The 21,622-nt window shown below is 67.2% G+C and carries 25 protein-coding genes and 1 other RNA gene; 11 read left to right on the forward strand and 15 right to left on the reverse strand.

Going from position 1 to position 21,622, the window contains the following annotated elements; all coding sequences use genetic code 11:
• Positions 1–93: 93 nt before the first annotated feature.
• Complete coding sequence (locus tag AC5P88_RS14070) at positions 94–1,350, reverse strand: 6-phosphofructokinase (RefSeq protein WP_495225332.1); 1,257 nt, start codon at positions 1,348–1,350, stop codon at positions 94–96.
• Between the two features lie 137 nt (positions 1,351–1,487).
• On the opposite strand from AC5P88_RS14070, the gene AC5P88_RS14075 reads away from it, so the two are divergent.
• The 3 genes from AC5P88_RS14075 to AC5P88_RS14085 all read left to right on the forward strand — a co-directional run bounded on the left by AC5P88_RS14075 (position 1,488) and on the right by AC5P88_RS14085 (position 4,318).
• Positions 1,488–2,051, forward strand: coding sequence for an adenylate kinase (locus AC5P88_RS14075; protein ID WP_014038375.1), 564 nt, complete (start codon positions 1,488–1,490; stop codon positions 2,049–2,051).
• Between the two features lie 327 nt (positions 2,052–2,378).
• Positions 2,379–3,743, forward strand: coding sequence for a UDP-N-acetylmuramate:L-alanyl-gamma-D-glutamyl-meso-diaminopimelate ligase (gene mpl / locus AC5P88_RS14080; RefSeq protein ID WP_495225333.1), 1,365 nt, complete (start codon positions 2,379–2,381; stop codon positions 3,741–3,743).
• Positions 3,740–4,318, forward strand: a complete 579-nt coding sequence (locus AC5P88_RS14085; protein ID WP_106550702.1) for an LON peptidase substrate-binding domain-containing protein — start codon at positions 3,740–3,742, stop codon at positions 4,316–4,318. Before mpl ends, AC5P88_RS14085 begins: the two co-directional genes overlap by 4 nt.
• A gap of 192 nt (positions 4,319–4,510) precedes the next feature.
• Here AC5P88_RS14085 and AC5P88_RS14090 read toward each other — a convergent pair whose 3' ends face one another.
• Positions 4,511–6,505 carry a bifunctional DedA family/phosphatase PAP2 family protein gene (locus tag AC5P88_RS14090; protein WP_106550703.1) on the reverse strand — a complete coding sequence of 665 codons (1,995 nt, stop codon included), beginning with the start codon at positions 6,503–6,505 and terminating at the stop codon, positions 4,511–4,513.
• An 85-nt stretch (positions 6,506–6,590) separates the two neighbouring features.
• On the opposite strand from AC5P88_RS14090, the gene AC5P88_RS14095 reads away from it, so the two are divergent.
• Both AC5P88_RS14095 and AC5P88_RS14100 read left to right on the forward strand, forming a co-directional pair.
• Complete coding sequence (locus AC5P88_RS14095; protein ID WP_495225334.1) at positions 6,591–7,253, forward strand: serine/threonine-protein kinase; 663 nt, start codon at positions 6,591–6,593, stop codon at positions 7,251–7,253.
• A gap of 14 nt (positions 7,254–7,267) precedes the next feature.
• Positions 7,268–7,756, forward strand: coding sequence for a DUF2867 domain-containing protein (locus AC5P88_RS14100; RefSeq protein ID WP_428993038.1), 489 nt, complete (start codon positions 7,268–7,270; stop codon positions 7,754–7,756).
• Positions 7,757–7,856: 100 nt separating this feature from the next.
• On the opposite strand, the gene AC5P88_RS14105 is transcribed toward AC5P88_RS14100, so the two are convergent.
• Positions 7,857–8,540, reverse strand: a complete 684-nt coding sequence (locus tag AC5P88_RS14105; protein ID WP_005414380.1) for a hypothetical protein — start codon at positions 8,538–8,540, stop codon at positions 7,857–7,859.
• Between the two features lie 108 nt (positions 8,541–8,648).
• On the opposite strand from AC5P88_RS14105, the gene AC5P88_RS14110 reads away from it, so the two are divergent.
• From AC5P88_RS14110 to AC5P88_RS14120, 3 genes are all read left to right on the forward strand, one after another.
• A complete protein-coding gene (locus tag AC5P88_RS14110) occupies positions 8,649–9,467 on the forward strand; it encodes an SDR family oxidoreductase (protein ID WP_049427294.1) in 819 nt (272 codons plus the stop codon).
• A gap of 93 nt (positions 9,468–9,560) precedes the next feature.
• Entirely contained in the window at positions 9,561–10,553 is a 993-nt protein-coding gene (locus tag AC5P88_RS14115; protein WP_111202748.1) for a YiiG family protein, read from the forward strand.
• 29 nt (positions 10,554–10,582) lie between these two features.
• Complete coding sequence (locus AC5P88_RS14120; RefSeq protein ID WP_478446316.1) at positions 10,583–11,536, forward strand: YiiG family protein; 954 nt, start codon at positions 10,583–10,585, stop codon at positions 11,534–11,536.
• Positions 11,537–11,611: 75 nt separating this feature from the next.
• Here the strand turns inward: AC5P88_RS14120 and AC5P88_RS14125 are convergent, their stop codons facing one another.
• Complete coding sequence (locus AC5P88_RS14125; protein ID WP_478446315.1) at positions 11,612–12,484, reverse strand: ion transporter; 873 nt, start codon at positions 12,482–12,484, stop codon at positions 11,612–11,614.
• 63 nt (positions 12,485–12,547) lie between these two features.
• On the opposite strand from AC5P88_RS14125, the gene AC5P88_RS14130 reads away from it, so the two are divergent.
• Entirely contained in the window at positions 12,548–13,774 is a 1,227-nt protein-coding gene (locus AC5P88_RS14130; RefSeq protein ID WP_010484016.1) for an acetylornithine transaminase, read from the forward strand.
• A gap of 93 nt (positions 13,775–13,867) precedes the next feature.
• Here AC5P88_RS14130 and AC5P88_RS14135 read toward each other — a convergent pair whose 3' ends face one another.
• Positions 13,868–14,470: an HAD-IA family hydrolase gene (locus AC5P88_RS14135; protein WP_495225335.1), complete on the reverse strand. Its 603-nt coding sequence runs from the start codon at positions 14,468–14,470 to the stop codon at positions 13,868–13,870.
• A gap of 122 nt (positions 14,471–14,592) precedes the next feature.
• Between AC5P88_RS14135 and azu the strand changes: the two genes are divergently transcribed.
• A complete protein-coding gene (azu, locus tag AC5P88_RS14140; protein WP_033834481.1) occupies positions 14,593–15,042 on the forward strand; it encodes an azurin in 450 nt (149 codons plus the stop codon).
• 154 nt (positions 15,043–15,196) lie between these two features.
• Here azu and hemL read toward each other — a convergent pair whose 3' ends face one another.
• Both hemL and thiE read right to left on the reverse strand, forming a co-directional pair.
• Complete coding sequence (hemL, locus tag AC5P88_RS14145; protein ID WP_495225336.1) at positions 15,197–16,486, reverse strand: glutamate-1-semialdehyde 2,1-aminomutase; 1,290 nt, start codon at positions 16,484–16,486, stop codon at positions 15,197–15,199.
• Between the two features lie 16 nt (positions 16,487–16,502).
• Complete coding sequence (gene thiE / locus AC5P88_RS14150) at positions 16,503–17,129, reverse strand: thiamine phosphate synthase (RefSeq protein WP_495225337.1); 627 nt, start codon at positions 17,127–17,129, stop codon at positions 16,503–16,505.
• 34 nt (positions 17,130–17,163) lie between these two features.
• Here thiE and AC5P88_RS14155 point away from each other — a divergent pair, with 34 nt between their 5' ends.
• The gene (locus tag AC5P88_RS14155; RefSeq protein ID WP_014038358.1) at positions 17,164–17,388 is read left to right on the forward strand and encodes a rubredoxin; all 225 of its coding nucleotides are present in this window, start codon (positions 17,164–17,166) and stop codon (positions 17,386–17,388) included.
• Between the two features lie 70 nt (positions 17,389–17,458).
• Here the strand turns inward: AC5P88_RS14155 and AC5P88_RS14160 are convergent, their stop codons facing one another.
• The 8 genes from AC5P88_RS14160 to AC5P88_RS14195 form a co-directional block, all read right to left on the reverse strand.
• Positions 17,459–18,304, reverse strand: coding sequence for a SirB1 family protein (locus tag AC5P88_RS14160; RefSeq protein WP_005410904.1), 846 nt, complete (start codon positions 18,302–18,304; stop codon positions 17,459–17,461).
• A gap of 130 nt (positions 18,305–18,434) precedes the next feature.
• On the reverse strand, positions 18,435–18,881 hold the full coding sequence (locus tag AC5P88_RS14165; protein WP_099552956.1) for a DUF192 domain-containing protein: 447 nt from the start codon (positions 18,879–18,881) through the stop codon (positions 18,435–18,437).
• A gap of 21 nt (positions 18,882–18,902) precedes the next feature.
• On the reverse strand, positions 18,903–19,550 hold the full coding sequence (gene rpiA, locus AC5P88_RS14170) for a ribose-5-phosphate isomerase RpiA (RefSeq protein ID WP_005419003.1): 648 nt from the start codon (positions 19,548–19,550) through the stop codon (positions 18,903–18,905).
• Positions 19,551–19,573: 23 nt separating this feature from the next.
• Positions 19,574–20,053, reverse strand: a complete 480-nt coding sequence (locus AC5P88_RS14175; RefSeq protein ID WP_106551405.1) for an EVE domain-containing protein — start codon at positions 20,051–20,053, stop codon at positions 19,574–19,576.
• Positions 20,050–20,643 (reverse strand): 5-formyltetrahydrofolate cyclo-ligase, encoded by a 594-nt coding sequence (locus tag AC5P88_RS14180; RefSeq protein WP_106551406.1) that lies wholly within the window; start codon positions 20,641–20,643, stop codon positions 20,050–20,052. The genes AC5P88_RS14175 and AC5P88_RS14180 overlap by 4 nt, the downstream gene beginning before the upstream one ends.
• Before the next feature lie 83 nt (positions 20,644–20,726).
• Positions 20,727–20,912, reverse strand: a non-coding RNA gene (gene ssrS, locus AC5P88_RS14185) — 6S RNA.
• A 97-nt stretch (positions 20,913–21,009) separates the two neighbouring features.
• Positions 21,010–21,306 carry a cell division protein ZapA gene (locus tag AC5P88_RS14190; protein ID WP_006467013.1) on the reverse strand — a complete coding sequence of 99 codons (297 nt, stop codon included), beginning with the start codon at positions 21,304–21,306 and terminating at the stop codon, positions 21,010–21,012.
• Entirely contained in the window at positions 21,303–21,524 is a 222-nt protein-coding gene (locus tag AC5P88_RS14195) for a TIGR02449 family protein (protein ID WP_005410898.1), read from the reverse strand. Before AC5P88_RS14195 ends, AC5P88_RS14190 begins: the two co-directional genes overlap by 4 nt.
• Positions 21,525–21,622 lie beyond the last annotated feature (98 nt).

Genomic DNA, 21,622 nt, shown 5'->3' on the forward strand with positions numbered 1-21,622 from the left:
GAGGGGATTAAGTCGTATCCCACCCACTGCTGACGCTGTTGGAGATGACGGAGGGGCAGATGTGACTTAATCCCCTCCGTCCCCTTTATCGGCTCAGCCCTCGAAGGCCGGCAGCTTCTGCTTCACCGCCACGTTCTTCAGGGTGACGTACTTGGGCAGTCCATCGGCCCCGTAGGGCAGCGGCGCTTCGCCCTTGATCAGCGGCGACAGGTAGGCGCGTGCCTTGGCGGTGATGCCGAAGCCATCGCGGCGGATGAAGCCGGCCGGCATCTTCTTCTCGTGGTTGGCGATCTTCGACAGCGGCGCTGCCTCGATCTTCCAGCGATAGGGTGCATCGCTGCTGCGCACGATCACCGGCATCACCCCGTTCTGGCCCTTCAGCGCCAGCTGCACGGCGGCCTTGCCGACCGCCTGCGCCTGCTCCCAGTCGGTCTTGCTGGCCAGGTGGCGGGCCGAGCGCTGCAGGTAATCGGGCAGCGCCCAATGGACCTTCAGGCCCAGCTGGTCCTTGACCCGGCCGGCCAGGTGCGCGGCCACGCCACCCAGCTGCGAGTGGCCGAACGAGTCCTTGCCGCCGCCAGCGTCGGCGACGAAGCGGCCGTCGGCGGTGGCGATGCCTTCCGATGCCACCACCACGCAGTAGCCGACGCGCTCGACCACCGCCTTTACCTTGGCCAGGAACGCCGCCTCGTCGTAGGCACGCTCGGGCAGCAGGATGATGTGCGGGGCCTCGTCATCGCCGTTGCCGGCCAGGCCGGCAGCCGCGGCCAGCCAGCCGGCGTGGCGGCCCATCGCCTCGTAGATGAAGACGCGGGTGGAGGTCTCGGCCATCGCCGCCACGTCCAGTGCTGCCTCGCGCACCGACACTGCGGTGTACTTGGCCGCCGAGCCGAAGCCGGGGCAGGTGTCGGTCACCGCCAGGTCGTTGTCGATGGTCTTGGGCACGCCGATGCAGGTCAGGTCGTAGCCGGAGGCCTTGGCCAGCTGCGAGACCTTCAGCGCGGTATCGGCCGAGTCGTTGCCACCGTTGTAGAGGAACCAGCGCACGTCATGGGCACGCAGCACCTCCAGCAGGCGGTCGTAGCGGTCGCGGTCGGCGTCCAGCGATTTCAGCTTGACCCGGCACGAGCCGAACGCGCCGCCCGGGGTATGGGCGAGGGCGCGGATGGCGGCGGCGCTCTCCTTGCTGGTGTCGATCAGCTCCTCGCGCAGCGCGCCGAGGATGCCGTTGCGCGCTGCCAGGACCTTGATGCCCTTGGCCCGGGCCTGCTCGATCACCGCCGCCGCCGTGGCGTTGATGACGGCGGTGACACCACCGGATTGGGCGTAGAGGAGAGTACCGTTGCGCATGCGTCTACCTGCTCGGGGGGAAAGGACATTGCAGGGACATTACCCGGATGCGGTAAAGTGGCGCTATTGCGGTGCAGCGATACCGGTCCGTCCGGGACGCGAACCTTCTTTGTTTTCAACACGTTGGAGTCAGGTCAATGCGATTGGTTCTGTTGGGACCGCCCGGTTCGGGCAAGGGGACACAGGCGACGCGCCTGAAGGAAAAGCTGGGGATCGCCCACATTTCGACCGGTGACATGCTGCGCGCGGAAATCGCCGCGGGCACGGAGCTGGGCAAGCAGGCCAAGACGGTGATGGATGCCGGCAACCTGGTGTCGGATGACATCCTGCTGGGCATGCTGGAGTCGCGCCTGACCCAGGCCGATGTCGCCAAGGGCTTCATCCTCGATGGCTATCCGCGCAATGTGGCCCAGGCCAATGCGATGGACGGCCTGCTGGCCAAGATCGGCCAGCCGCTGGATGCCGTGGTGCAGCTGGACGTGGCCACCGAGCTGCTGGTCGACCGCATCGCCGGTCGCGCCAAGGAACAGGGTCGTGCCGACGACAATCCGGAAGCGGTGCGCCAGCGCCTGCAGGTCTACAACGACCAGACCGCCCCGGTGGTCGACTTCTACGCCGGCCGTGGCACCCTGGCCCGCGTCGACGGCGTTGGCGAACTGGACGAGATCGAAGCCCGCATCCTGGCGGCGATCAAGGCCTGATCCGGCGGGGCCGACCTGCTGCCGGCCCTTCGGGCGAAAAAACACAGGCCTGGTCCGCGAGGATCAGGCCTGTGTCGTTTCATAGGCGCCAGCAGAGGGCTTGCTCAGGGCCCCGCAGCATGAGCTCCCTTGGGGATGGCCTCTTGGGGAGTAGGACCGGTTCGGGTACTGCGGCTGGCAGTTCGAATTGTGTCCGGGTTCACAGAACATCGCTATCGGGAATTCCCTGACAGAAGATTGGAGTTTTCTCACATCCCGTGTAGGACTTGTCTTACCCGGGGGCGGACATTGGCCCTATACAGCCGTCATCGGTCACAATCCCCGGTCATGAGCAGCGTACATATCCTTGCAATCGCCGGCACCTTCATGGGCGGCGTGGCCGCCCTGGCGCGGGAACTCGGCCATACGGTCAGTGGCAGCGACCAGGCCATCTATCCGCCGATGTCGACCCAGCTGGAACAGCTGGGCATCACCCTGGACCAGGGCTATCGCGCCGACAGCGTGCCGGCCGGAACCGATGACGTGGTGATCGGCAACGCACTCTCGCGCGGCAATGCGGCGGTGGAGGCTGTGCTCGACGCCGGCCAGCGCTACATTTCGGGTGCGCAGTGGCTGTCCGAACAGGTACTGCCGGGCCGCGACACCCTGGCCGTGGCCGGTACCCATGGCAAGACCACCACCACCACCATCCTCACCTGGCTGCTGGAAAGCGCCGGACGTTCGCCAGGCTTCCTGATCGGCGGCGTGGCCGAGGATTTCGGCGTTTCCGCGCGCCTGGGCCAGGGCCGCGAATTCGTGGTCGAAGCCGATGAGTACGACACCGCCTTCTTCGACAAGCGCAGCAAGTTCGTGCACTACCGGCCGCTGGTGGCGATCCTCAACAACCTTGAATACGACCACGCCGACATCTTCCCGGACGTGGCCGCGATCCAGCGCCAGTTCCACCATCTGGTGCGCACCGTGCCGGCGCGAGGCCGCCTGATCGTCAATGGCGAGGATCAGCACCTGGCCGAGGTGCTGGCGATGGGCTGCTGGACCCCGGTCGAGCGCTTCGGTTTCGATCCGACCCTGGAATGGCATGCAGAACTGCTGGTTGCCGATGGCAGCGCGTTCCGCGTGTACCACCGCGGGCAGGCGCTGGGTGATGTGCAGTGGTCGCTGCTGGGCCGCCACAACGTGCTCAACGGCCTGGCCGCGCTGGCCGCCGCGCATGCCGTGGGCGTGGCACCAGCCGAGGTGATTCCGGCGCTGGCGCGCTTCCGCAGCGTCAAGCGCCGCATGGAAGTGATCGGCAGCCATGACTGCATCACCGTGTACGACGATTTCGCCCATCACCCGACCGCGATCGCCACCACGCTGGAAGGCCTGCGTGCCAAGGTCGGCGATGCGCGCATCGTGGTTGCGATGGAGCCGCGCAGCAATTCGATGCGGCTGGGCGCACATGCGCAGGCGCTGGCGCCCTCGCTGGCACTGGCCGATGAAGTGGTGTTCCTGCACCGCCCGGAACTGGCCTGGGATGCCGCCGCTGTGATCGCCGCGGTGCGTGGTGAAGCGCACGCGGTGCCGGATACCGACGCATTGCTGGCGCAGCTGCAGTCCAGCGCGCGCAGCGGCGACCACGTGGTGTTCATGTCCAATGGTGGCTTCGACGGCGCACCGTGCCGCTTCCTTGCCGCGCTGCAGGCCCGATGAGCAGCGACACGTCACTGCCGCTGTTTCCGCTGCACACCACGCTGGTACCGGGTGCAGCGGTGGGCCTGCGCGTGTTCGAGCGGCGCTACCTTGATCTGGTGCGCGACAGCGGCCGCAGTGGCGAAGGCTTCGGTGTCTGCCTGATCCTCGACGGCCAGGAAGTGGGAGCCCCGGCAACACCGGCGGCCTATGGCGTGCAGGTGCGCATCGAAGACTTCGATGTCGGCGCCGACGGCGTGCTGCAGTTGCGCCTGCGCGGCACCCGCCGTTTCCATGTCGAGCGCACCCGCGTGCGCGACAACGGGCTGGTGGTGGCCGATGTGCGCTGGTGCGAGGAAGACCCCGATGACGAACTGCGGCCGCAGCATGCACTGCTGGCCACGGTGCTGGGGCACATCATCGAGCAGGCCGGTGAGGCCTATGCGCCGGCCAATCCCGCGTTGCTGGACCAGGCCAGCTGGGTCGGCTGGCGGCTGGCCGAGCTGCTGCCGCTGAGCGAGCAGCAGCGGTTGCAGCTGCTGCAGCTGGATGACCCGCACCAGCGGTTGCAGCAGTTGCTGGGGTGGATGCCGTAGAAGCCTGCCTCGGGTGGGTGTGCACCTTGGTGCACACGCTGGGGCATGCGGTGAATGCCATCCACGCATGGCGTGGATCTACCTCCGCCGGGCATGGCCCGGCGCTACCACCCGGGATTTCATTTCCGCCGGGCATGGCCCGGGGCTACCCGTCCGTGTTCCGGTAGCGCCGGGCCATGCCCGGCGGTTCCATCACGGCGTGGTCTTCAACCGCAGCACCGGCAAGCCGGTTTCGCTGTGCACATCCTCGCGCTGCGGCAGGTCCTGCACGGCGTCCTTCACGGCATTCAATGCCGGGTCGACACCCCGCAGCGGGTGCCACATGCCGATCCACTCGAAGTGGCGTTCGTAACGCAGGGTCTGCGCGCTGCCCAGCCACAGCGGCGTGTTGCCCGGCTGCAGCTGGGCCGGTGCTGGCCACAGCCGCAGTACATAGCGCTCATCCGGCTTCGCGCCCTGGCGCACCATCAGCAGGGCTTCGACGCGGGTTTCCAGCGTCGCCGGCAGCACCGGCAGTTCATCGGCACCGGTGTTCTTGTCCAGCATCAGCAGCGCCTGCTGCCAGCCGGCCTGTTCCTGCCGCTTCCAGCCACGTGCTTCCAGCTGCGCCTGCAGCGGTGCCAATGGGCCGGCCACCTGCACGTCCAGCGGCCAGCGCTGATCGTCGTCGAATTCGTTGCGGCGTGCCGGCAACTGCGCCCAGTCGTGCTGCCACCAGGCCTGCATGTCCATCGCCTGCGGTGCCGGCAGGGTCGGTTCGAAGCGTTCCAGCTTCACCGGAATGTGGCGCGGCGCGTACCACATCGCCGCCACGGCGAAGACGCCGTAGAACAGCCAGGCGACCGGCTTTACCCAGAACGAGCGGTTGAAGCGGCGGCGATAGGCGATGCCCAGCACCAGCAGCCAGAACGTGCCGAACAGCATGCCGCCGATCACGTCGCTCAGCCAATGCGCGCCCAGGTACAGGCGCGAGAAGCCGATCAGGCTGACCACGATGCCCGAGACCAGGTATGGCCAGACGCGGGTGCGGCCGGGCATCTCGCGTGCGATCAGCACCGCGAAGAAGCCGAAGGTGATGGTGGCCATGGTCACCGACACCGACGGGAAGCCGAAGCCACTGCTGGCATCGACCGGGCGCACCACATCCACGGTGGCGCCCAGCAGCATGGTCAGTGCCAGGCCGAAGGCGAGGGCGGCCAGCCAGTGCGCGGCCGCCATCCAGCGCCGGCGCCAGATCAAATAGCCCATCGCCGCAGCGGTGGCGGGCAGCAGTACCTGCCACGCCCCCAGCGACGCCAGCGCAGCCATCGGGTAGTCGGCCAGTGGATTACGCAGCGCCAGCATGGCCTGGTGCACCAGCAGGTCGATGGCCAGCGGCTCGCCGTGTGCGACCACCACGGTCAGCAGCGCGAACCAGCCCCAGCCCAGCAGGAGCAGCATCAACGCCAGCATCGCCAGCGGCACCGATTCGCGGCGCTTCGGGTCCAGCACGCCCACGGTGTAGCGGCCCAGCGTCGGGTGGCGGTTGGACCAGTCCAGCAAGCGTGCCAGCCAGTTGTCCATGCGTGCGGCCGACCAGCGGTAGCCGTACAGCACGATGGCCCAGACCAGGCCGAGGATCACCGCCAGCAGGCCGACCACCACCACCAGCCGCCCTGCCACGGCAGCCACCGCGTCATACGCTTCGCCGAGAATCCAGCCCGGGGCCAGGAACAGCACTGCCCAGGAAATGCTGGCGATGCCGCTGGCCTGCACGTAGCGGCTGGCGGGCATCTTCATCATGCCGGCGATGGCCGGCACGAACGGGCGGATCGCGCCAACGTAGCGCGCCACCAGGATGCTCTTGAATGCATTGCGGCGGAACAGGTTCTCGCCACGGTCGAGCAGCTGCGGATAGCGGCTGAACGGCCACACGCCACGCAGCCGGTCGCCCCAGCGGCGGCCGATCCAGTAGCTGATGCCGTCGCCGGCAAACGCGCCCAATGCCGCAGCCGCCACCGCGTACGGCCCGGAGATCTGGCCCAGGCCAATGAACACGCCCACCGCGAACAGCAATGGCAGGGCCGGCACGATGGCGCCGAGAATGATCACCGCATCGCAGAAGGCGATGAGGAAGATAACGGCACCCGCCAGCACGGGGTGAGCGGCAATCCACGCGAGCGTGGCGTCGATCCATGAAGAGTCCATTGCCCGATTATAGGGGCGTGAAGGTGACTGGTTCCCAGCCGCTTCGTGACCGTTTGCAACCGGCGCCATCGCCTAGAATGGGGTCATGCCGCATACGCCAGACGCTCCCCACCATGCTTTGAAGGCCGACAGCTTCGGCCGGATCCTTCTCGTGAAAGGGCCCGAAGGCCCGTTCGTACGCCGCGATCTGGGCGCCACGCCGCTGTGGCTGCGGTTGCCTGCGTGGTGGCTTGCACGTCGCGAGGCACGCGCGCTGCGCCATATCCATGGCATGACCGATGTGCCGCAGCTGCTGGCCTGGGATGGCCGCCACCTCGACCGCAGCTTCATGGCCGGCGATGCCATGTACCAGCGTCCGCCGCGCGGCGACGTGGCCTGGTTCCGTTCCGCACGGCGCCTGCTGCAGCAGCTGCACCGCCGTGGCGTGGCCCACAACGATCTGGCCAAGGAGGCCAACTGGTTGGTCACCGAGGATGGCCGCCCGGCGCTGATCGACTTCCAGCTGGCAGTGATCGGCAACCCGCGCTCGCGCTGGATGCGCCTGCTGGCCCGCGAGGACCTGCGCCACCTGCTCAAGCACAAGCGCATGTACTGCCGTGAATTGCTCACTCCGGTGGAAAAGCGCGTGCTCAAGCGTACCTCGTGGGTGCGTGAGCTGTGGTTCGCCACCGGCAAGCCGGTCTATCGCTTCGTCACCCGGCGGATCCTGCACTGGGAAGACAACGAGGGGCAGGGACCGAAGCCGTGAGTGCATCGCAGGTGATGAGCGCCCCGCCGAGCGCGGGCAGCGTGCTGCGCACTCAGCTGCCCGGTGCGGATTTCGTGCACGCCTGCCAGGCCACCACCCGGCGCGACGGGCGTACCGCACTGCAGGCCTACCGCGACATGGCGGCGACCATTCCCGGCTGGTTCGATGGCTTGATGGCACTGCGCAACCACGGCATGCGCCTGCTGGGCATGAAGCATCTGGGTTCGTTGCGGGCGGTGCAGGACACTGTCGATCCGGTGCCCGGCCAGCGGCTGGGCATCTTCACCCTGCAGTTGCTGGATGACGATGCCATCGTGCTGGAAGACGATGATCGCCACCTGCGGGTACAGCTGGCCCTGCAATGGCAGGGCGATGTACTGGAGGTGGCGACGGTGGTGCATACGCACAACGCGTTCGGGCGCCTCTACATGCTGCCGGTCGCGCCCGTGCACAGGTTGATCGTGCCGCATCTGCTGCAGAAGCAGGTGCAGGCCTACCGGTGACGCGCCACTGCGTCCGCCGGGCATGGCCCGGCGCTACCTGGACGGCACGTTTCGCATCGGTAGCGCCGGGCCATGCCCGGCGACACGCGGCGCTTCCGCGTTACGGCGTCGCCGGCACCACCTGCTGGCCGATGAAGTTGCGCTTTGCATCGAAGTCATAGGCGATCTGCAGCTGGCCCACGTCCGGGCAGGCGTGGCAGTCGCGCAGCGGTGTGCGGTACAGCAGGCGGATGCCGCCGCCCTCCAGCGGTGTCGCTCCGGCCGACTGCGCAGGCGCGAACGGCGTGGCCTGCGGGTTGGCCTTCAGCAGTTCCTGCACGGCCGGGTCGGCACGCAGCGTGTCGTCCAGCTGCACGGCATCCACATCGATGCGCTTGCCGCTGGCGTCGACCAGGCGGGTGCCTTCGTTGGTGTTGGCCCGGAAGGGATACTCGACCGTGGCAATGCCCAGCCCCTCGTTCTCATGCCACGCGGTGACGTACGCCAGTTCCCCGGCGCTGGACAGTTGCTCGGCGGCGGTGATCGCCTCGGCGCTCGCTCCGCCCGCTCGCATTGCATCGCGCAGGCAATCCCGGGTGGCCGCATTCTCGCCCTGGCGGCATGCGTTCAGATCGCCATCCCAGACCACGGCCTCGCTCCAGCGCATCTTTCCGTCGGCGGCGGCCTTCTCCGCGCTGGGCGCGTCACCGGCGGGCGGCTCCTTGCCGGGTTCCGGCGAACGGCCCTGGCAGGCAGTCAGCAGGGCAAGCCCCAAGGCAGGCAGCAACAGGCGGGAACGGCGCATGGCGTGAACCTCGTGCGTTGGCTGGAGGCCCGAGTATCGTCAAGGCCGGGTGAACTCCGCGTCGGCGCGGCATACTAGCGGCTCATTGCATACGCTGGAGTGTGGAACGTGGGCAGTCTGCAGGGCAAAACGCTTTTCATCACCGGTGCCTCGCGTGGCATCGGCCTGGCCATCGCACTGCGCGCTGCGCGTGACGGTGCCAATGTGGCCATCGCGGCCAAGTCGTCGGTGCCGAATCCGAAGCTGCCGGGCACCATCCACACCGCCGCCGAAGCGGTGACGGCGGCAGGCGGGCAGGGCCTGGCGCTGAAGTGCGACATCCGCGAGGAAGAGCAGGTGCAGGCGGCCGTCGCGGCCACGGTCGACACCTTCGGTGGCATCGACATCCTGATCAACAACGCCAGCGCGATCTGGCTGCGCGGCACGCTGGATACGCCGATGAAGCGCTTCGACCTGATGCAGCAGGTCAATGCGCGCGGCAGTTTCCTTTGCGCGCAGGCCTGCCTGCCGTACCTGCTGCAGGCGCCGAATCCGCACATCCTCACGTTGGCGCCACCGCCGAGCCTGGAGCCGAAGTGGTGGGCACCGCACACCGGCTACACGCTGGCAAAGATGGGCATGAGCTTCGTCACCCTGGGCCTGGCTGCGGAGTTCGGTCCGCAGGGCGTGGCGGTGAACGCGCTGTGGCCGCGCACGGTGATCGCCACCGATGCGATCAACATGATTCCGGGCGTGGATGCGGCCGGTTGCCGTACGCCACAGATCATGGCCGACGCCGCGCATGCGGTGCTGGTGCGCGAAGCGGCCGGTTTCCATGGCCAGTTCCTGATCGATGATGAAGTGCTGGCGCAGGCCGGCGTCACCGATCTTTCGGGCTACGCGGTGGACCCGTCGCGGCCGTTGCTGCCGGATCTGTTCCTGGATTGATCGCGCGTCGCTGGAAGAGGCCGAGGGCTGCTGCCCTCGGCCTGCTGCGCTAGAATGCGCGGCTGTAATCGTTTCCAACAAGGATGTGAGCACATGTCACGTACTCTTTCCGTCGCGGCGCTGGCCGCTTCGCTGTCGTTGATCCTGACCGCCTGCGGTGCCAAGGCACCCGCAGCTGCGGGCGGCGCCGCGTCCTCCGGCACGCCGGACGCCAGCGCGGCGCCGTCCGACGCACAGCAGCAGTTGACCGCAAAGCTCAACGCCTACATCGGGTGCTTCAACGCGCTTGATTCGAAGACCCAAGGCAGCATCGAGTCCTATACGCGCTGGATCAAGGATGTCGCCGCCGGCCCGACCGGTCGCGAGACACAGGTGTACGGTCCGTTCGAGATCAGCGACTACGACATGAAGCAGTGCGATGGCCCCGTGACCGAGGCGATGGCGGCCAAGCCTGCGCTGGCCGAACTCGATGCTGCTGCTGGCCGTTATCAGCAGGCGCTGAAGGCACTGGTGCCGATCAGCAAGGACGCGCACGACTACTACGATCGTCAGGATTACGAAGACGACCAGTTCGCCAAGGGCAAGCAGCTGCATGGGCCATTGATGGCTGCCTTCAAGGAGTTCGCCGTTGCCAGTGAAACGTTCAACGCCGAGCTGGAGCGCCAGAACGACGCCGCCCAGCGCGAGCAGCTCAAGGCACTGGAGCAGGCCGAGGGTCGCACGCGTGAGTACTACCGCCTGGCGATGATGCTGGAAGCCAAGGCCATCATGGACCTGATGAGCGAGGATGATTTCGATCAGGCCAAGGCCCGCGAGCGTCTGGATGCGTTCAATCGCATTTCCGACGAAGCGCATGCGAAGGTGGCCGATCAGGAGCCGGGCAAGCTGGACTGGAACAGCTTCGAGCGTGAGGCCGAGAACTTCCGGCGGGAAGGCAAGGAGCGCCTGCAGCGGGTCAGTACCAAGACGCCCTACAGCGATTTCGAGCGACGCATGCTGGACTCGCCCTCGATGGCACCGCGCGGTTCGGCCAGCAAGCTGATGCAGGAATACAACACGCTCGTTTTCCAGAGCAACCGCCAGTGACCCGCGCATCAGTCTCCCCGCGAGAGGCCATGAAGACTTCCACTCTGCGTATCGCGCCGCTGCTGCTGGTTGGCGCTGTGACCGGCCTGTCAGGCTGCAGCAAGCCGGCTGGACTGGCTGTGGCCGATCCTGGCCTGGAGAAGGTCAACGCCTACATCGAGTGCTACAACGGCGTCGAACAGCCCATCCACGAAGGCTTCCAGACCTACACGGCATGGATGGAGGACCCTGATGCCGGCCCGACCGGCAAGGAACCGCAGCCGCGTTCGCCCGGCAAGGTGTTGTCGCACCGCGTGGAATACTGCGGCCAAGCGATGACCGAAGCGCTGGCGAAGAGTCCGGCGCTTCCGATGGATGGCCCCGCACGCGACTACCAGCGGTCGTTCCAGGCATTGAATACCCTGATCGAGCGCGCCGACGGCTACTTCACCCGCGAAGATCATCGCCGCGATGGCGGTGAAGGCATGCGCAGCCAGCACGCCCCGCTGATGCAGGCCTATGCCGATTTCTTCAAGGCCAGCGAAGCGATGGACGCGGCGCTGGAACAGAATGAGAACGATCGCCGCGTCGCACAGCTGAAGCAGATCGAGCAAAGCGAAGGCCGTTCGCTGGCGTACTACCACCTTCGTTTGCTGGGTGATGGCAAGCAGCTGGCCATGGCGTTCCAGGACGACGCACCGGAGGTAGCGGCCCTGCGAAAGCAGCTCGCCGACTACCAGGCATTGGTGACCGAGATCCAGAACGGCGGTGTCGGCAAGGACGACCCGATGTGGGGCCACGTGCAGCGTTCGGCGGACAAGCTGGTGCGTACCGCGGGACGCGGCGTCGAGCGCCTGGAGCAGCACAAGCCGATCACCGCCGAGGCGCTGGCGGCAGAGCGCAAGGCATCGGGCAGTTGGCTTACGACCGACCCGGAAGGGGCACAGTCAACGATCCTGGCGGCCTACAACGACCTGGTGACCACCAGCAACCGCATGCGTTGAGCTGGTTCCACGCCGGGCCATGCCCGGCGCGCACCAGGTTGGTCCGGCAGTGCCGGCCGCTGGCCGGCATGTGCCTCAATGGTTGAACGCATCGGGCAGCTCACCGCCGCACTTGCGGCAGTGCCGTGCATCCGGTTCGTGGCCTTCCAGCCCGCAATGCGGGCAGCCGCGCGCATCACGGCGCGCGGCCAGCTCGGCTTCGCGCATGGTGCTGGCCAGTTCGGCGGTGTAGATGCCGGTGGGCACGGCGATGATGCTGTAGCCGATCAGGATCAGCACCGAGGTGACGAAGCGGCCAAGCACGGTCTGCGGCACGATGTCGCCGAAGCCGACCGTGGCCATGGTCACCACCGCCCAGTACATGCTGGCCGGGATGTTGGTGAAGCCGTGTTCGGGACCCTCGATCACGTACATCAGCGCACCGGCGATGATGGTGATGGTGATCACCGTGAACAGGAACACCAGCACCTTGCGCCGGCTGCGCCACAGCGATGTCATCAGGACGCCGCTTTCCTCGATGTAGCGGGTCAGCTTGAGGATGCGGAACACGCGCAGGATGCGCAGCGCTCGCACCACCAGCAGGCTCTGCGCGCCGGGGATGAACATCGACAGGTAGGCGGGCAGGATCGACAGCAGGTCGATGATGCCCCAGATGCTCACCGCGTAACGCAGCGGGCGCTTGACCACCGCCAGCCGCAGCAGGTATTCGGCGGTGAAGATGATGGTGAAGGCCCATTCCAGGATGTACAGGCCGGTGGACCATTCGGCATGCAGGTGCTGCACGCTGTCGATCATCACCACCAGGATGCTGGCGACGATCGCCACCACCAGGATCAGGTCGAAATTGCGCGAGGGCCGCGAGTCATGGCGGTAGATGATGTCGAACCACCGGCGGCGCCAGCCGGTCTCGGTGGCGGGGTTCAGCTGGGGGGCGGAAAACGGTCGCATGGGCGCATTGTGCCGCAGGGGTTCCGGCGCGAGAATGGGGATTCCTGAACCCTGCCGACTGCCATGACCGCCGCTACCGATCCGCTGATCTCCCTTTCGCACTATTACCTGCCGGTCTACAAGCCCCGCCAGGTGGTACTGGAGCGAGGCCAGGGCGCCCGCGTGTGGGACAGCCAGGGCCGTGAGTTCATCGACCTGGCCGCTGGCATCGCCGTGTGCGGCCTGGGCCACAACGATCCGGACCTGGTGGCCGCGCTGGTCGAGCAGGCCGGCAAGCTCTGGCACACCAGCAACGTGTTCTACAGCGCGCCGCCGCTGCACCTGGCCGAGGAGCTGGTGAAGGCCAGCCGCTTCGCCGAGCGCGTGTTCCTGTGCAACTCCGGCGCCGAAGCCAACGAAGTGGCGATCAAGATGGTCCGCAAGTGGGCCTCCAGCCAGGGCCGCCCGGCCGACAAGCGGGTGATCATCACCTTCCGCGGCAGCTTCCACGGCCGCACCATGGGCGCGGTGACCGCCACCGCCCAGCCGAAGTACCAGGAAGGCTACGAGCCGCTGCCCGGTGGCTTCCGCTACATCGATTTCAACGATGAAGTGCAGCTGGAAACCGCGATGGCCGCCGGCGATGTGGCTGCAGTGATGCTGGAGCCGATCCAGGGCGAGGGCGGCGTGATGCCGGCCAAGTCCGGTTTCCTCAAGCGCGTGCGCGAGCTGTGCGACCAGCACAACGCGCTGCTGGTGCTGGATGAGATCCAGGCCGGCATGGGCCGCACCGGCACGCTGTTCGCGCACTGGCAGGACGACGTGGTGCCGGACATGGTCACCCTGGCCAAGGCACTCGGCGGCGGCTTCCCGATCGGCGCGATGCTGGCCGGCCCGAAGGTGGCCGAGACCATGCAGTTCGGCGCGCACGGCACCACCTTCGGTGGCAACCCGCTGGCTGCTGCGGTCGCCCGCGTGGCACTGCGCAAGCTGGCCTCGGCGGAGATCGCCGCCAATGTCAGCCGCCAGTCGAAGGCGCTGCGCGATGGCTTTGCGCGCATCAACGAAGAATTCGGCGTGTTCAGCGACGTGCGTGGCCGTGGCCTGATGCTGGGCGCAGTGCTGAGCAAGGACTTTGCCGGCCAGGCTGGCGCGATCCTCGACCACGCCGCCGAGCAGGGCCTGTTGACCCTGCAGGCCGGCCCGGACGTGCTTCGCTTCGTGCCGTCGTTGAACATCACCGACGAAGAAGTGGCCGAAGGCCTGAAGCGCCTGCGCGCGGCGATTGCTGCGTTCATCGCAGCGCGCTGACGCCGGCAGAGGCATCTGTAGAGCCGAGCCTACGCTCGGCTCATCGCGATGTCAGGCAACAGCAGCCGAGCATGGGCTCGGCTCTACAGCGCGTCACGTGATCCGATAGCGCTTCAACACCTTGCCCAGTCCCCGGCCATCGCGCACGGTTTCCGCATGCAGGCCGGCGGCGCGTGCACCGCGTACGTTGGCGAACAGGTCATCAACGAACAGCGTGTGCGCAGGCGCTGCATCGAGCATCTGCAGCGTGCGCAGGAACACCTCCGGCGCCGGTTTGCGCAGGCCGAAATCGGCGCTGCAGAACACGCGCCCCAGCAGGGCAGGGAACAGCTCCGGCAGCAGGGAAGGCAACGCCTGCTTCATCAGCGCGCCATTGTTGGTCAGTACCGCCATCGGCAGCTGCAGGGCCTGCAGCCGTTGCAGTACTGCGGGCTGCGGATGGCTGGCGGCTTGCCGCGCTGCTGTCCATGCAGCCACATCGACAGTCGTGCCCAGACGCTCCCCCAGCTGCGCCAGATAGGCCGGGCCATCCAGCGTGCCATTGTCATGCGCCGCTTCCAGTCCGCTGTCATACAGCGCGGCCTGCACGGCCTGCGCCGGAACCTGCAGCGCCTGGGCTAGGTGCAGCACGCGTTGCGCGCGCTGGTACTTCACCAGCACGCCATCCACATCCAGCAGCAACAGATCGATCCGCATCGGCCGAGCATGCCATCGTGGCCGATGTGCGGAAACCCTGGAGTGCGCGTGCGACAGACGGTCGCAGACACGGCTGCAGGTGCCTGCCTAGAATGGCGCTTGAACCTGCAGGAGACGCAACGATGAAGGCTTGGATGGTGGCAGTGGGACTGGGGGCGCTGATGCTGGCGCCGTCGGCGATGGCGCGGGTGTGTGCGGTGAGCATCGACAGCACCGACCAGATGAGCTTCAGCAGCCGCGAGATCAAGGTCGCCGCCGACTGCACCGCCGTGGACCTGACCCTGCGCCACACCGGCAAGCTGGCCGCCACTGCCATGGGCCACAACTGGGTACTGACCCGCACCGCCGATTACCAGCCGGTGGCGATGGCCGGCATGCGCATGACCCTGGCCGACAGCTACCTGCCGAAGGCCGACAAGCGCGTGCTGGCGCACACCAAGGTGATCGGTGGCGGTGAGACCACGCGCGTGCGCTTCTCCACCCAGGGCCTGCAGAAGGGGGGTGACTACACCTTCTTCTGCTCGTTCCCCGGCCACTTCGCGATGATGAAGGGCAAGTTCGTCTTCGGTTGATGCAGCCACGCATGGCGTGGCTCTACCGGTAGATCCACGCCATGCGTGGATGAGAAAAGGGGACGGAGGGGATCAAGTCGTTTGTGCACAAACGACTTGATCCCCTCCGTCCCCTTTTTGTGCCAACCAAGGTTGGCACCTACCAGAGCTGGGCTCAGCCCTTGGCAGCCTTGAAGGCGACGCGCGCAGCGGCCAGCGTGGCTTCGATCACGGCATCGTCGTGCGCGCTGGACAGGAAGCCGGCCTCGTACGCCGACGGTGCCAGGAACACGCCCTGGTCCAGCATGGCGTGGAAGAAGCGGTTGAATGCCGGGATGTCGCAGGCGGTGGCCTGCGCATAGGTTTCCACCTTCTCACGGGTGAAGAACAGGCCGAACATCGCGCCCACGCGGGTGGTGGTCACCGCCACGCCGGCGTCGGCGGCGGCGGCTTCCAGGCCGGCGCACAGGCGCGCGGTGCGTTCGGCCAGGTCGGCGTGGAAGCCCGGCTGCTGGATCAGCTCCAGCATCGCCAGGCCGGCGGCCATCGCCACCGGGTTGCCGCTCAGCGTGCCGGCCTGGTAGATCGGGCCGGCCGGGGCGATCTGCTGCATCAGCTCGCGGCGACCGCCGTAGGCGCCCACCGGCATGCCGCCGCCGATGATCTTGCCGAAGGTGGTCAGGTCGGGGGTGATGCCGTAGTGCGCCTGCGCACCGCCGAGGGCGACGCGGAATCCGGTCATCACTTCGTCGAAGATCAGCAGCGCGCCATGCTTCGTGCACAGTTCGCGCAGGTGCTGCAGGTAGCCGTCGCGCGGCGGAATGCAGTTGGCGTTGCCGACCACAGGTTCAATGATCAGGCCGGCGATGTCGTCACCCTGCTGCTCGAACAGCGCGGTGGCAGCCTCGAAGTCGTTGTAGGGCAGGGTCAGGGTCAGTTCGCTCAGCCCGGCCGGGACGCCAGGCGAGGTCGGTACGCCCAGGGTCAGCATGCCGCTGCCGGCCTTGACCAGGAACGAGTCGCCGTGGCCGTGGTAGCAGCCTTCGAACTTGACGATGCGGTTGCGGCCGGTCGCACCGCGCGCCAGGCGGATCGCGGACAGCGTGGCTTCGGTGCCGGAGTTGACCATGCGCACCATCTCGCACGACGGCACCAGGCGGGTGATGGTTTCGGCCATGGTCACTTCGGCGGAGCACGGCGCGCCGAACGACAGGCCGTTGTCGATCGCCTTCTTCACCGCCTGGCGCACGGCCGGGTGGTTGTGGCCGACGATCATCGGGCCCCAGGAACCGACGTAATCGATGTAGCGGTTGCCGTCGACGTCGTACAGGTAGGCGCCGTCGGCGCGCTCGACGAAGAACGGCTCGCCGCCGACCGACTTGAACGCACGTACCGGCGAATTGACGCCGCCCGGCAGCAGCTGCTGGGCACGGGAGAACAGGGCGTGGGACTGGTCGTGGTTCATGGGGCTTTCCTGGGCATTACGCGAACTGGGCGAGGTAGGCGCGCTGGGTCGCGGCCGGGTCCGGTGCGGCATAGATACCGCTGACCACGGCCACCAGATCGGCGCCGGCGTCGATGATGGGACCGACATTGTCCGGCGTCAGGCCGCCGATCGCCACCCGCGGCACGCCCAGTGCGGCGCTTTGCCGCAGCAGGTCGGTGTGGGCGCGGCTGCTGGTGACCTTGGTGGTGGTCGGGAAGAAGGCGCCGAAGGCCACGTAGCTGGCGCCGGCCGCGACGGCCTTCTCGGCATTGGCCAGCTGGTCGTAGCAGGAGGCGCCGATGATGGCGTCAGGGCCGAGCAGGGCGCGCGCGCTGGGAATGTCGCCGTCGGTGCCGCCCAGGTGCACGCCGGCCGCGCCCACGGCCTGGGCCAGCACCGGGTCGTCGTTGATGATCAGCGGTACACCGTAGTGTGCGCACAGCGCCTGCAGCGCGATCGCCTGCTCCTGCCGCAGCGCCTCGCTGGCGGTCTTGTTGCGGTACTGCAGCCAGGTGGCGCCGGCAGCCAGCAGCGGCGCGGTACGGGCCAGCAGGCGTGCGGTATCGGGCTCGTCCGGGGTGATCAGGTAGACGCCGCGGGGCGCCGGGGAAGCAGAAGTCATCGATGGCTACCGGTACGTGGGCCGCGATGGGACAATGGCGGCCCGTGAATCCAGCCCCGATTATCCGATGAGCGACGCCACCCCCACCACCCTGCGAACCTGGATGTGCGTGGTCTGCGGCTTTCTTTACAGCGAAGCAGAAGGCTTGCCGGAAGAGGGCATCGCGCCCGGGACGCGTTGGGAGGACATTCCCGAGACCTGGACCTGCCCGGACTGCGGGGTGACCAAGGCCGATTTCGAGATGGTCGAGGTCGACTGATCGCAAGGGTCGCCGGGCATGGCCCGGCGCTACCGGTGGGTGCGGACCGTTGGTCCACACACCGGCTCCTTCAATGCAGCCGCGGCACCGGTCCACCCAGGTCGATCAGCTTTTCGCGCAGCCACTGCGCATCGCTGGCCTCGGGATTGCGCTTCAGGTACTGCCCCAGGTCATGGCGGGCACCGGCCAGGTACTCCAGCTGCAGGTAGGCCAGGCCGCGGTCGCGCAGCGCGTCGTCCTGCTCCGGGGCCAGCTTCAGCAGGCGGTCGGCACTGCGCGCGGCACGGTCCCATTCGCCGGCTTCGGCGTAGACACCATGCAGGTTGCGCAGCATGCGCATGAGGATGGCGCGCGCCGGCGCCGGGTCGAGGATCTGCGCCAGCACCTGGTCGTCGGGCATCTGCCCGCCCAGGTGTGATTTGGCCCGCTCGCGCAGCTCGTCCACGTCCAACGGACGGCCACCATTGAATGGATCCATCACCAGCACGCCGTCGTCCACCGGCAGGCGCACCAGGAAGTGGCCGGGGAAGGACACGCCATCCAGCGGGATGCCCAGCCGGCGCGCGACTTCCATCTGCACAAGCGCCAACGAGATCGGGTTGCCCAGGCGCCGCTCGAACACCTGGTTGAGGTAGCTGTTGCGCGGGTCGTAATACTCGTCGTGGTCCCCGCTGTAGCCCAGCTCGTCGAACAGGTGGCGGTTGATCGCCGCCATCTTCAAGGGGCTGTTGTCGATGCTCTCCACTTCCGAGCGCAGGTGGTCGACATGGCTCTGGATCAGCGCGTCGTAGGTGGACGGCTGCAGATCGGGGTATTCATCGCGCGCGATCAGCAGCGCGGTCGGCAACAAGGGCAGCGCCTCGTCTTCGAGGTCGGCCAGTGCATCCCAGTCGGGGAGTGTGATCCGGTCCTGCATGACCACAGACTGGCGGCAATTGCAGGCGGTTTCAAGCAGTGTCGCGTGAAAAATTCAGGGGTCAGATCCCTTTCGCTTGCGAAAGGGATCTGACCCCTGCCGGATTGCCGGCCAGCGGCCGGCACTACCGTTATTTTTCGATGCCCGGGCCAAAGGTCAGCGCGGTGCCGTCCTTCAGCTTGAGCTTCTCGGCCTGGCCCGCATTGAGCTCCAGCACGTACCGGGCCGGACCACCGCTGGGATACGGCGGGCACATGTCGCCGGCCGAGCACGGCGGAACGTCGCGCTGCTGGCTGACCAGCCTGCGCTCGCTGTCGAAGTACAGGATGTCCAGCGCGATCCTGGTGTTCTTCATCCAGTACGCCTGCATTTCCTCGCGGTCGTGGATGAACAGCATGCCGTGGTCGGCCGCCATCTGGTCGCGGAACATCAGCCCGCGCGCGCGGGTTTCATCGTTGGTGGCCAGCTCGACCTGGTAGCGGGCGCCATCCAGTTCGACCCAATGGCGGGCCGCGTCGGTGGCACAGCCGGCCAGGGCCAGCAGCGGAAGCATCAGCAGCGAACGCAACAGCGACATCGTCAGGATCCTTCGAAAGGGTCAGAGCACGACCGGCGGCTCGCCACCGACGATCACCACATCGGCGCGGCGGCGTGCGAACAGGCCGACGCAGACCACGCCCGGCAGCTGGTTGAGTTCGCGCTCCAGCTTTTCCGGATCGGTGATCTGCAGGTTGTGGATGTCCAGGATCTGGTTGCCGTTGTCGGTGACCACGCCTTCGCGCCAGGTCGGCTGGCCGCCGGTCATGTCGCGGATCTGGCGGGCGACCAGGCTGCGCGCCATCGGGATCACTTCCACCGGCAGCGGGAACTTGCCCAGCACCGGCACCTGCTTGCTCGGGTCGACGATGCAGATGAAGCGCTCGCTGGCCTCGGCGATGATCTTCTCGCGGGTCAGCGCGGCGCCGCCGCCCTTGATCAGGCACTTGTTCGGATCGCACTCATCGGCGCCGTCCACGTACAGCGACAGGTTGCCGCTGTGGTTCAGCTCGATCACCTCGATGCCATGCTGCTTCAGGCGCGCGGTGCTCTGTTCGGAGCTGGACACGGCCCCCTTGATGCGGTGCTGGATGCGGGCCAGCGCATCGATGAAATAGGCCACGGTGGAACCGGTGCCGACACCGACGATCATGCCGTCTTCAACGTACTCGATGGCTTTCTCGGCGGCCAGGCGCTTGGCTTCGGACATGGGAAGAACTCTCAGGCAGGGAATCAGGATTTCTTTTCCAGCGACAGCAGCAGCTTCCACTGCGCAGCGGTCACCGGGAACACCGACAGGCGGTTGCCCTTGGCAACCAGCGGGAAGCCTTCGCCGAGCTCATCAGCGTGCAGCTTGATCTCGTCCAGCGCGATCACCTGCTTGAGCTTGCGGTCGAAGCCCACGTCCACCAGCATCCAGCGCGGGTTCTCGCGCGTGCTCTTGGGATCGTGGTAGTCGGACGCCGGGTCGAACTGGGTGTCGTCGGGGTAGGCCGGGCTGGCCACGGTGGCCAGGCCAACGATGCCCGGCACCTTGGTATTGGAGTGGTAGAACAGGATGCCGTCACCCACCTGCATGCCATCGCGCATGAAGTTGCGCGCCTGGTAGTTGCGCACCCCGTTCCAGGGTTCGACCTTGACCTTGGCCAGGTCATCGATGGAGAAGGCGTCCGGTTCGGACTTCATCAGCCAGTAGCGCTTGCGGGCGGTCATGCGTTCACGGGGGCAGCGGAGGGGAACAGGGTGCCGTCTTCGGTGCAGATCGCATCCACCGGCACGTCCCACGACGCCACCGGCAAGGACTCGACCTGCTGCACCGCGAACGCCGCACCGACCAGCCAGGGCGGCGCCGGCCGATCATGGCGGAAGGCGAAGCTGCGATCATACCAGCCGCCCCCCATGCCCAGCCGCCGGCACTGCGGGTCGAAGCCCACCAGCGGGGTCACCACCAGGGCCATCTGTGCCGGTTCCAGGGTGTCTGCCAGCGCCACGTCCGGTTCGGGAATGCCATAGCGGTTGCTGGTCAGCGGCTGCCCCGGCCGCCACGGCGCGAAGCGCAGCACGTCGCCGGCCAGCACCGGCAGGCAGTAGGTAACGCCTTCGGGCAACTGCAGCTGCCAGCGGTGCAGGGCGATTTCGCCATCCAGCGCCCAGTAGCCGGCCACGGCGCCCTGGCGCGGGGCGAAGGGCAGCGCCAGCAGGGCATCGGCAAGGGATTCGGCGGCGGCGATGCGCTCAGCGGCGGAAAGGTCGCGGCGGCGTTGCCGCAGGTCGTGGCGCAGGGCCTGGCGCGGGTCGGTCATGGCAGCGTGCGGCAAGGAACAGCCGTCATTGTGCCGCAAAGAACAAGGGCGACGCCCGAAGACGCCGCCCTTGCTGGAATATTGCATTCTCCGCAATGTCGATGCATGCGAAACGACCTTGAACCCGGGGGCTCAAGTGGGAACGCTGGAGAACCATCGGGCTTCCCGCTACAAGGCGGACCTGCACTCCCGGCGCTGTCGCGCTCCCGGTGTCGTTCTTAAGGGACAAGGCGAATGTTTGCACATGCCGTCGAGTACCGCAGAGAACGCGTGGCCATTATAGCCAGCGCGCAGATTCTGGATAGGCCGTTCGTCGGCAACAGTCCGTGCCAATTCAGATATGAGAAGACGTGTTTTGCACGATCTTCAGGCGCCGCCGTCGATCGCGCGGTCCAGGCGCCGGTTCAGGTCGGCCAGCGTCTGTTGCAGGGCAACGGCCTGGCGGGCGTTCTCGTCGCGCAGCAGCTGCAGTTCGTGGGCCAGGTTCAGCGCGGCCAGTACGGCAACGCGATCAACCGCGGCCATGCGGTTGCTGCCGCGGATCTCGCGCATGCGCGCATCCAGCAGGCGCGCGGCGGCCATCAGGCTGTCGCGTTCGTCACCACCGACGCCCACGGTGTATTCACGATCGAGGATGCGGACACTGACCGGTTCGGCGCTCATGTGTGCTGCTCCAGGGATTTGAGGCGGCTGATCATCGCTTCCACCCGCGAACGCGCCTGTTCGTTCTTGGCCAGCAGCGTCGAGCGCTCGGCCACCAGCTGTTCCTGCTGGTGGCGCAGGCTGCGGTTCTCCTCGGCCAGGCGCTGGTTGCGTTCAAGCAACGCTTCCACGCGGGCGGCGAAGTCCTGCAGCTGGGCAAGGGGATCGGCGGGTTCCATGCGGGCACGATAGGCAAGCCGGGTAAGGGCGGTCAAGCGTTGTCGCAGCAAGGCTGGACAGCTGCGGAGAGGATGCCGTCGGGTTGCTACACTACCGG

The organism is Stenotrophomonas sp. YJH_SMC_8 (assembly GCF_059371315.1).

What these genes read in the sequence shown, in the direction of transcription:
- AC5P88_RS14070 (WP_495225332.1), bottom strand. Translation starts at nt 1,350, where the DNA reads ATGCGCAACGGTACTCTCCTCTACGCCCAATCCGGTGGTGTCACCGCC.
- AC5P88_RS14075 (WP_014038375.1), top strand. Translation starts at nt 1,488, where the DNA reads ATGCGATTGGTTCTGTTGGGACCGCCCGGTTCGGGCAAGGGGACACAG.
- mpl (WP_495225333.1), top strand. Translation starts at nt 2,379, where the DNA reads ATGAGCAGCGTACATATCCTTGCAATCGCCGGCACCTTCATGGGCGGC.
- AC5P88_RS14085 (WP_106550702.1), top strand. Translation starts at nt 3,740, where the DNA reads ATGAGCAGCGACACGTCACTGCCGCTGTTTCCGCTGCACACCACGCTG.
- AC5P88_RS14090 (WP_106550703.1), bottom strand. Translation starts at nt 6,505, where the DNA reads ATGGACTCTTCATGGATCGACGCCACGCTCGCGTGGATTGCCGCTCAC.
- AC5P88_RS14095 (WP_495225334.1), top strand. Translation starts at nt 6,591, where the DNA reads ATGCCGCATACGCCAGACGCTCCCCACCATGCTTTGAAGGCCGACAGC.
- AC5P88_RS14100 (WP_428993038.1), top strand. Translation starts at nt 7,268, where the DNA reads ATGAGCGCCCCGCCGAGCGCGGGCAGCGTGCTGCGCACTCAGCTGCCC.
- AC5P88_RS14105 (WP_005414380.1), bottom strand. Translation starts at nt 8,540, where the DNA reads ATGCGCCGTTCCCGCCTGTTGCTGCCTGCCTTGGGGCTTGCCCTGCTG.
- AC5P88_RS14115 (WP_111202748.1), top strand. Translation starts at nt 9,561, where the DNA reads ATGTCACGTACTCTTTCCGTCGCGGCGCTGGCCGCTTCGCTGTCGTTG.
- AC5P88_RS14120 (WP_478446316.1), top strand. Translation starts at nt 10,583, where the DNA reads ATGAAGACTTCCACTCTGCGTATCGCGCCGCTGCTGCTGGTTGGCGCT.
- AC5P88_RS14125 (WP_478446315.1), bottom strand. Translation starts at nt 12,484, where the DNA reads ATGCGACCGTTTTCCGCCCCCCAGCTGAACCCCGCCACCGAGACCGGC.
- AC5P88_RS14130 (WP_010484016.1), top strand. Translation starts at nt 12,548, where the DNA reads ATGACCGCCGCTACCGATCCGCTGATCTCCCTTTCGCACTATTACCTG.
- AC5P88_RS14135 (WP_495225335.1), bottom strand. Translation starts at nt 14,470, where the DNA reads ATGCGGATCGATCTGTTGCTGCTGGATGTGGATGGCGTGCTGGTGAAG.
- azu (WP_033834481.1), top strand. Translation starts at nt 14,593, where the DNA reads ATGAAGGCTTGGATGGTGGCAGTGGGACTGGGGGCGCTGATGCTGGCG.
- hemL (WP_495225336.1), bottom strand. Translation starts at nt 16,486, where the DNA reads ATGAACCACGACCAGTCCCACGCCCTGTTCTCCCGTGCCCAGCAGCTG.
- thiE (WP_495225337.1), bottom strand. Translation starts at nt 17,129, where the DNA reads ATGACTTCTGCTTCCCCGGCGCCCCGCGGCGTCTACCTGATCACCCCG.
- AC5P88_RS14155 (WP_014038358.1), top strand. Translation starts at nt 17,164, where the DNA reads ATGGCGGCCCGTGAATCCAGCCCCGATTATCCGATGAGCGACGCCACC.
- AC5P88_RS14160 (WP_005410904.1), bottom strand. Translation starts at nt 18,304, where the DNA reads ATGCAGGACCGGATCACACTCCCCGACTGGGATGCACTGGCCGACCTC.
- AC5P88_RS14165 (WP_099552956.1), bottom strand. Translation starts at nt 18,881, where the DNA reads ATGTCGCTGTTGCGTTCGCTGCTGATGCTTCCGCTGCTGGCCCTGGCC.
- rpiA (WP_005419003.1), bottom strand. Translation starts at nt 19,550, where the DNA reads ATGTCCGAAGCCAAGCGCCTGGCCGCCGAGAAAGCCATCGAGTACGTT.
- AC5P88_RS14175 (WP_106551405.1), bottom strand. Translation starts at nt 20,053, where the DNA reads ATGACCGCCCGCAAGCGCTACTGGCTGATGAAGTCCGAACCGGACGCC.
- AC5P88_RS14180 (WP_106551406.1), bottom strand. Translation starts at nt 20,643, where the DNA reads ATGACCGACCCGCGCCAGGCCCTGCGCCACGACCTGCGGCAACGCCGC.
- AC5P88_RS14190 (WP_006467013.1), bottom strand. Translation starts at nt 21,306, where the DNA reads ATGAGCGCCGAACCGGTCAGTGTCCGCATCCTCGATCGTGAATACACC.
- AC5P88_RS14195 (WP_005410898.1), bottom strand. Translation starts at nt 21,524, where the DNA reads ATGGAACCCGCCGATCCCCTTGCCCAGCTGCAGGACTTCGCCGCCCGC.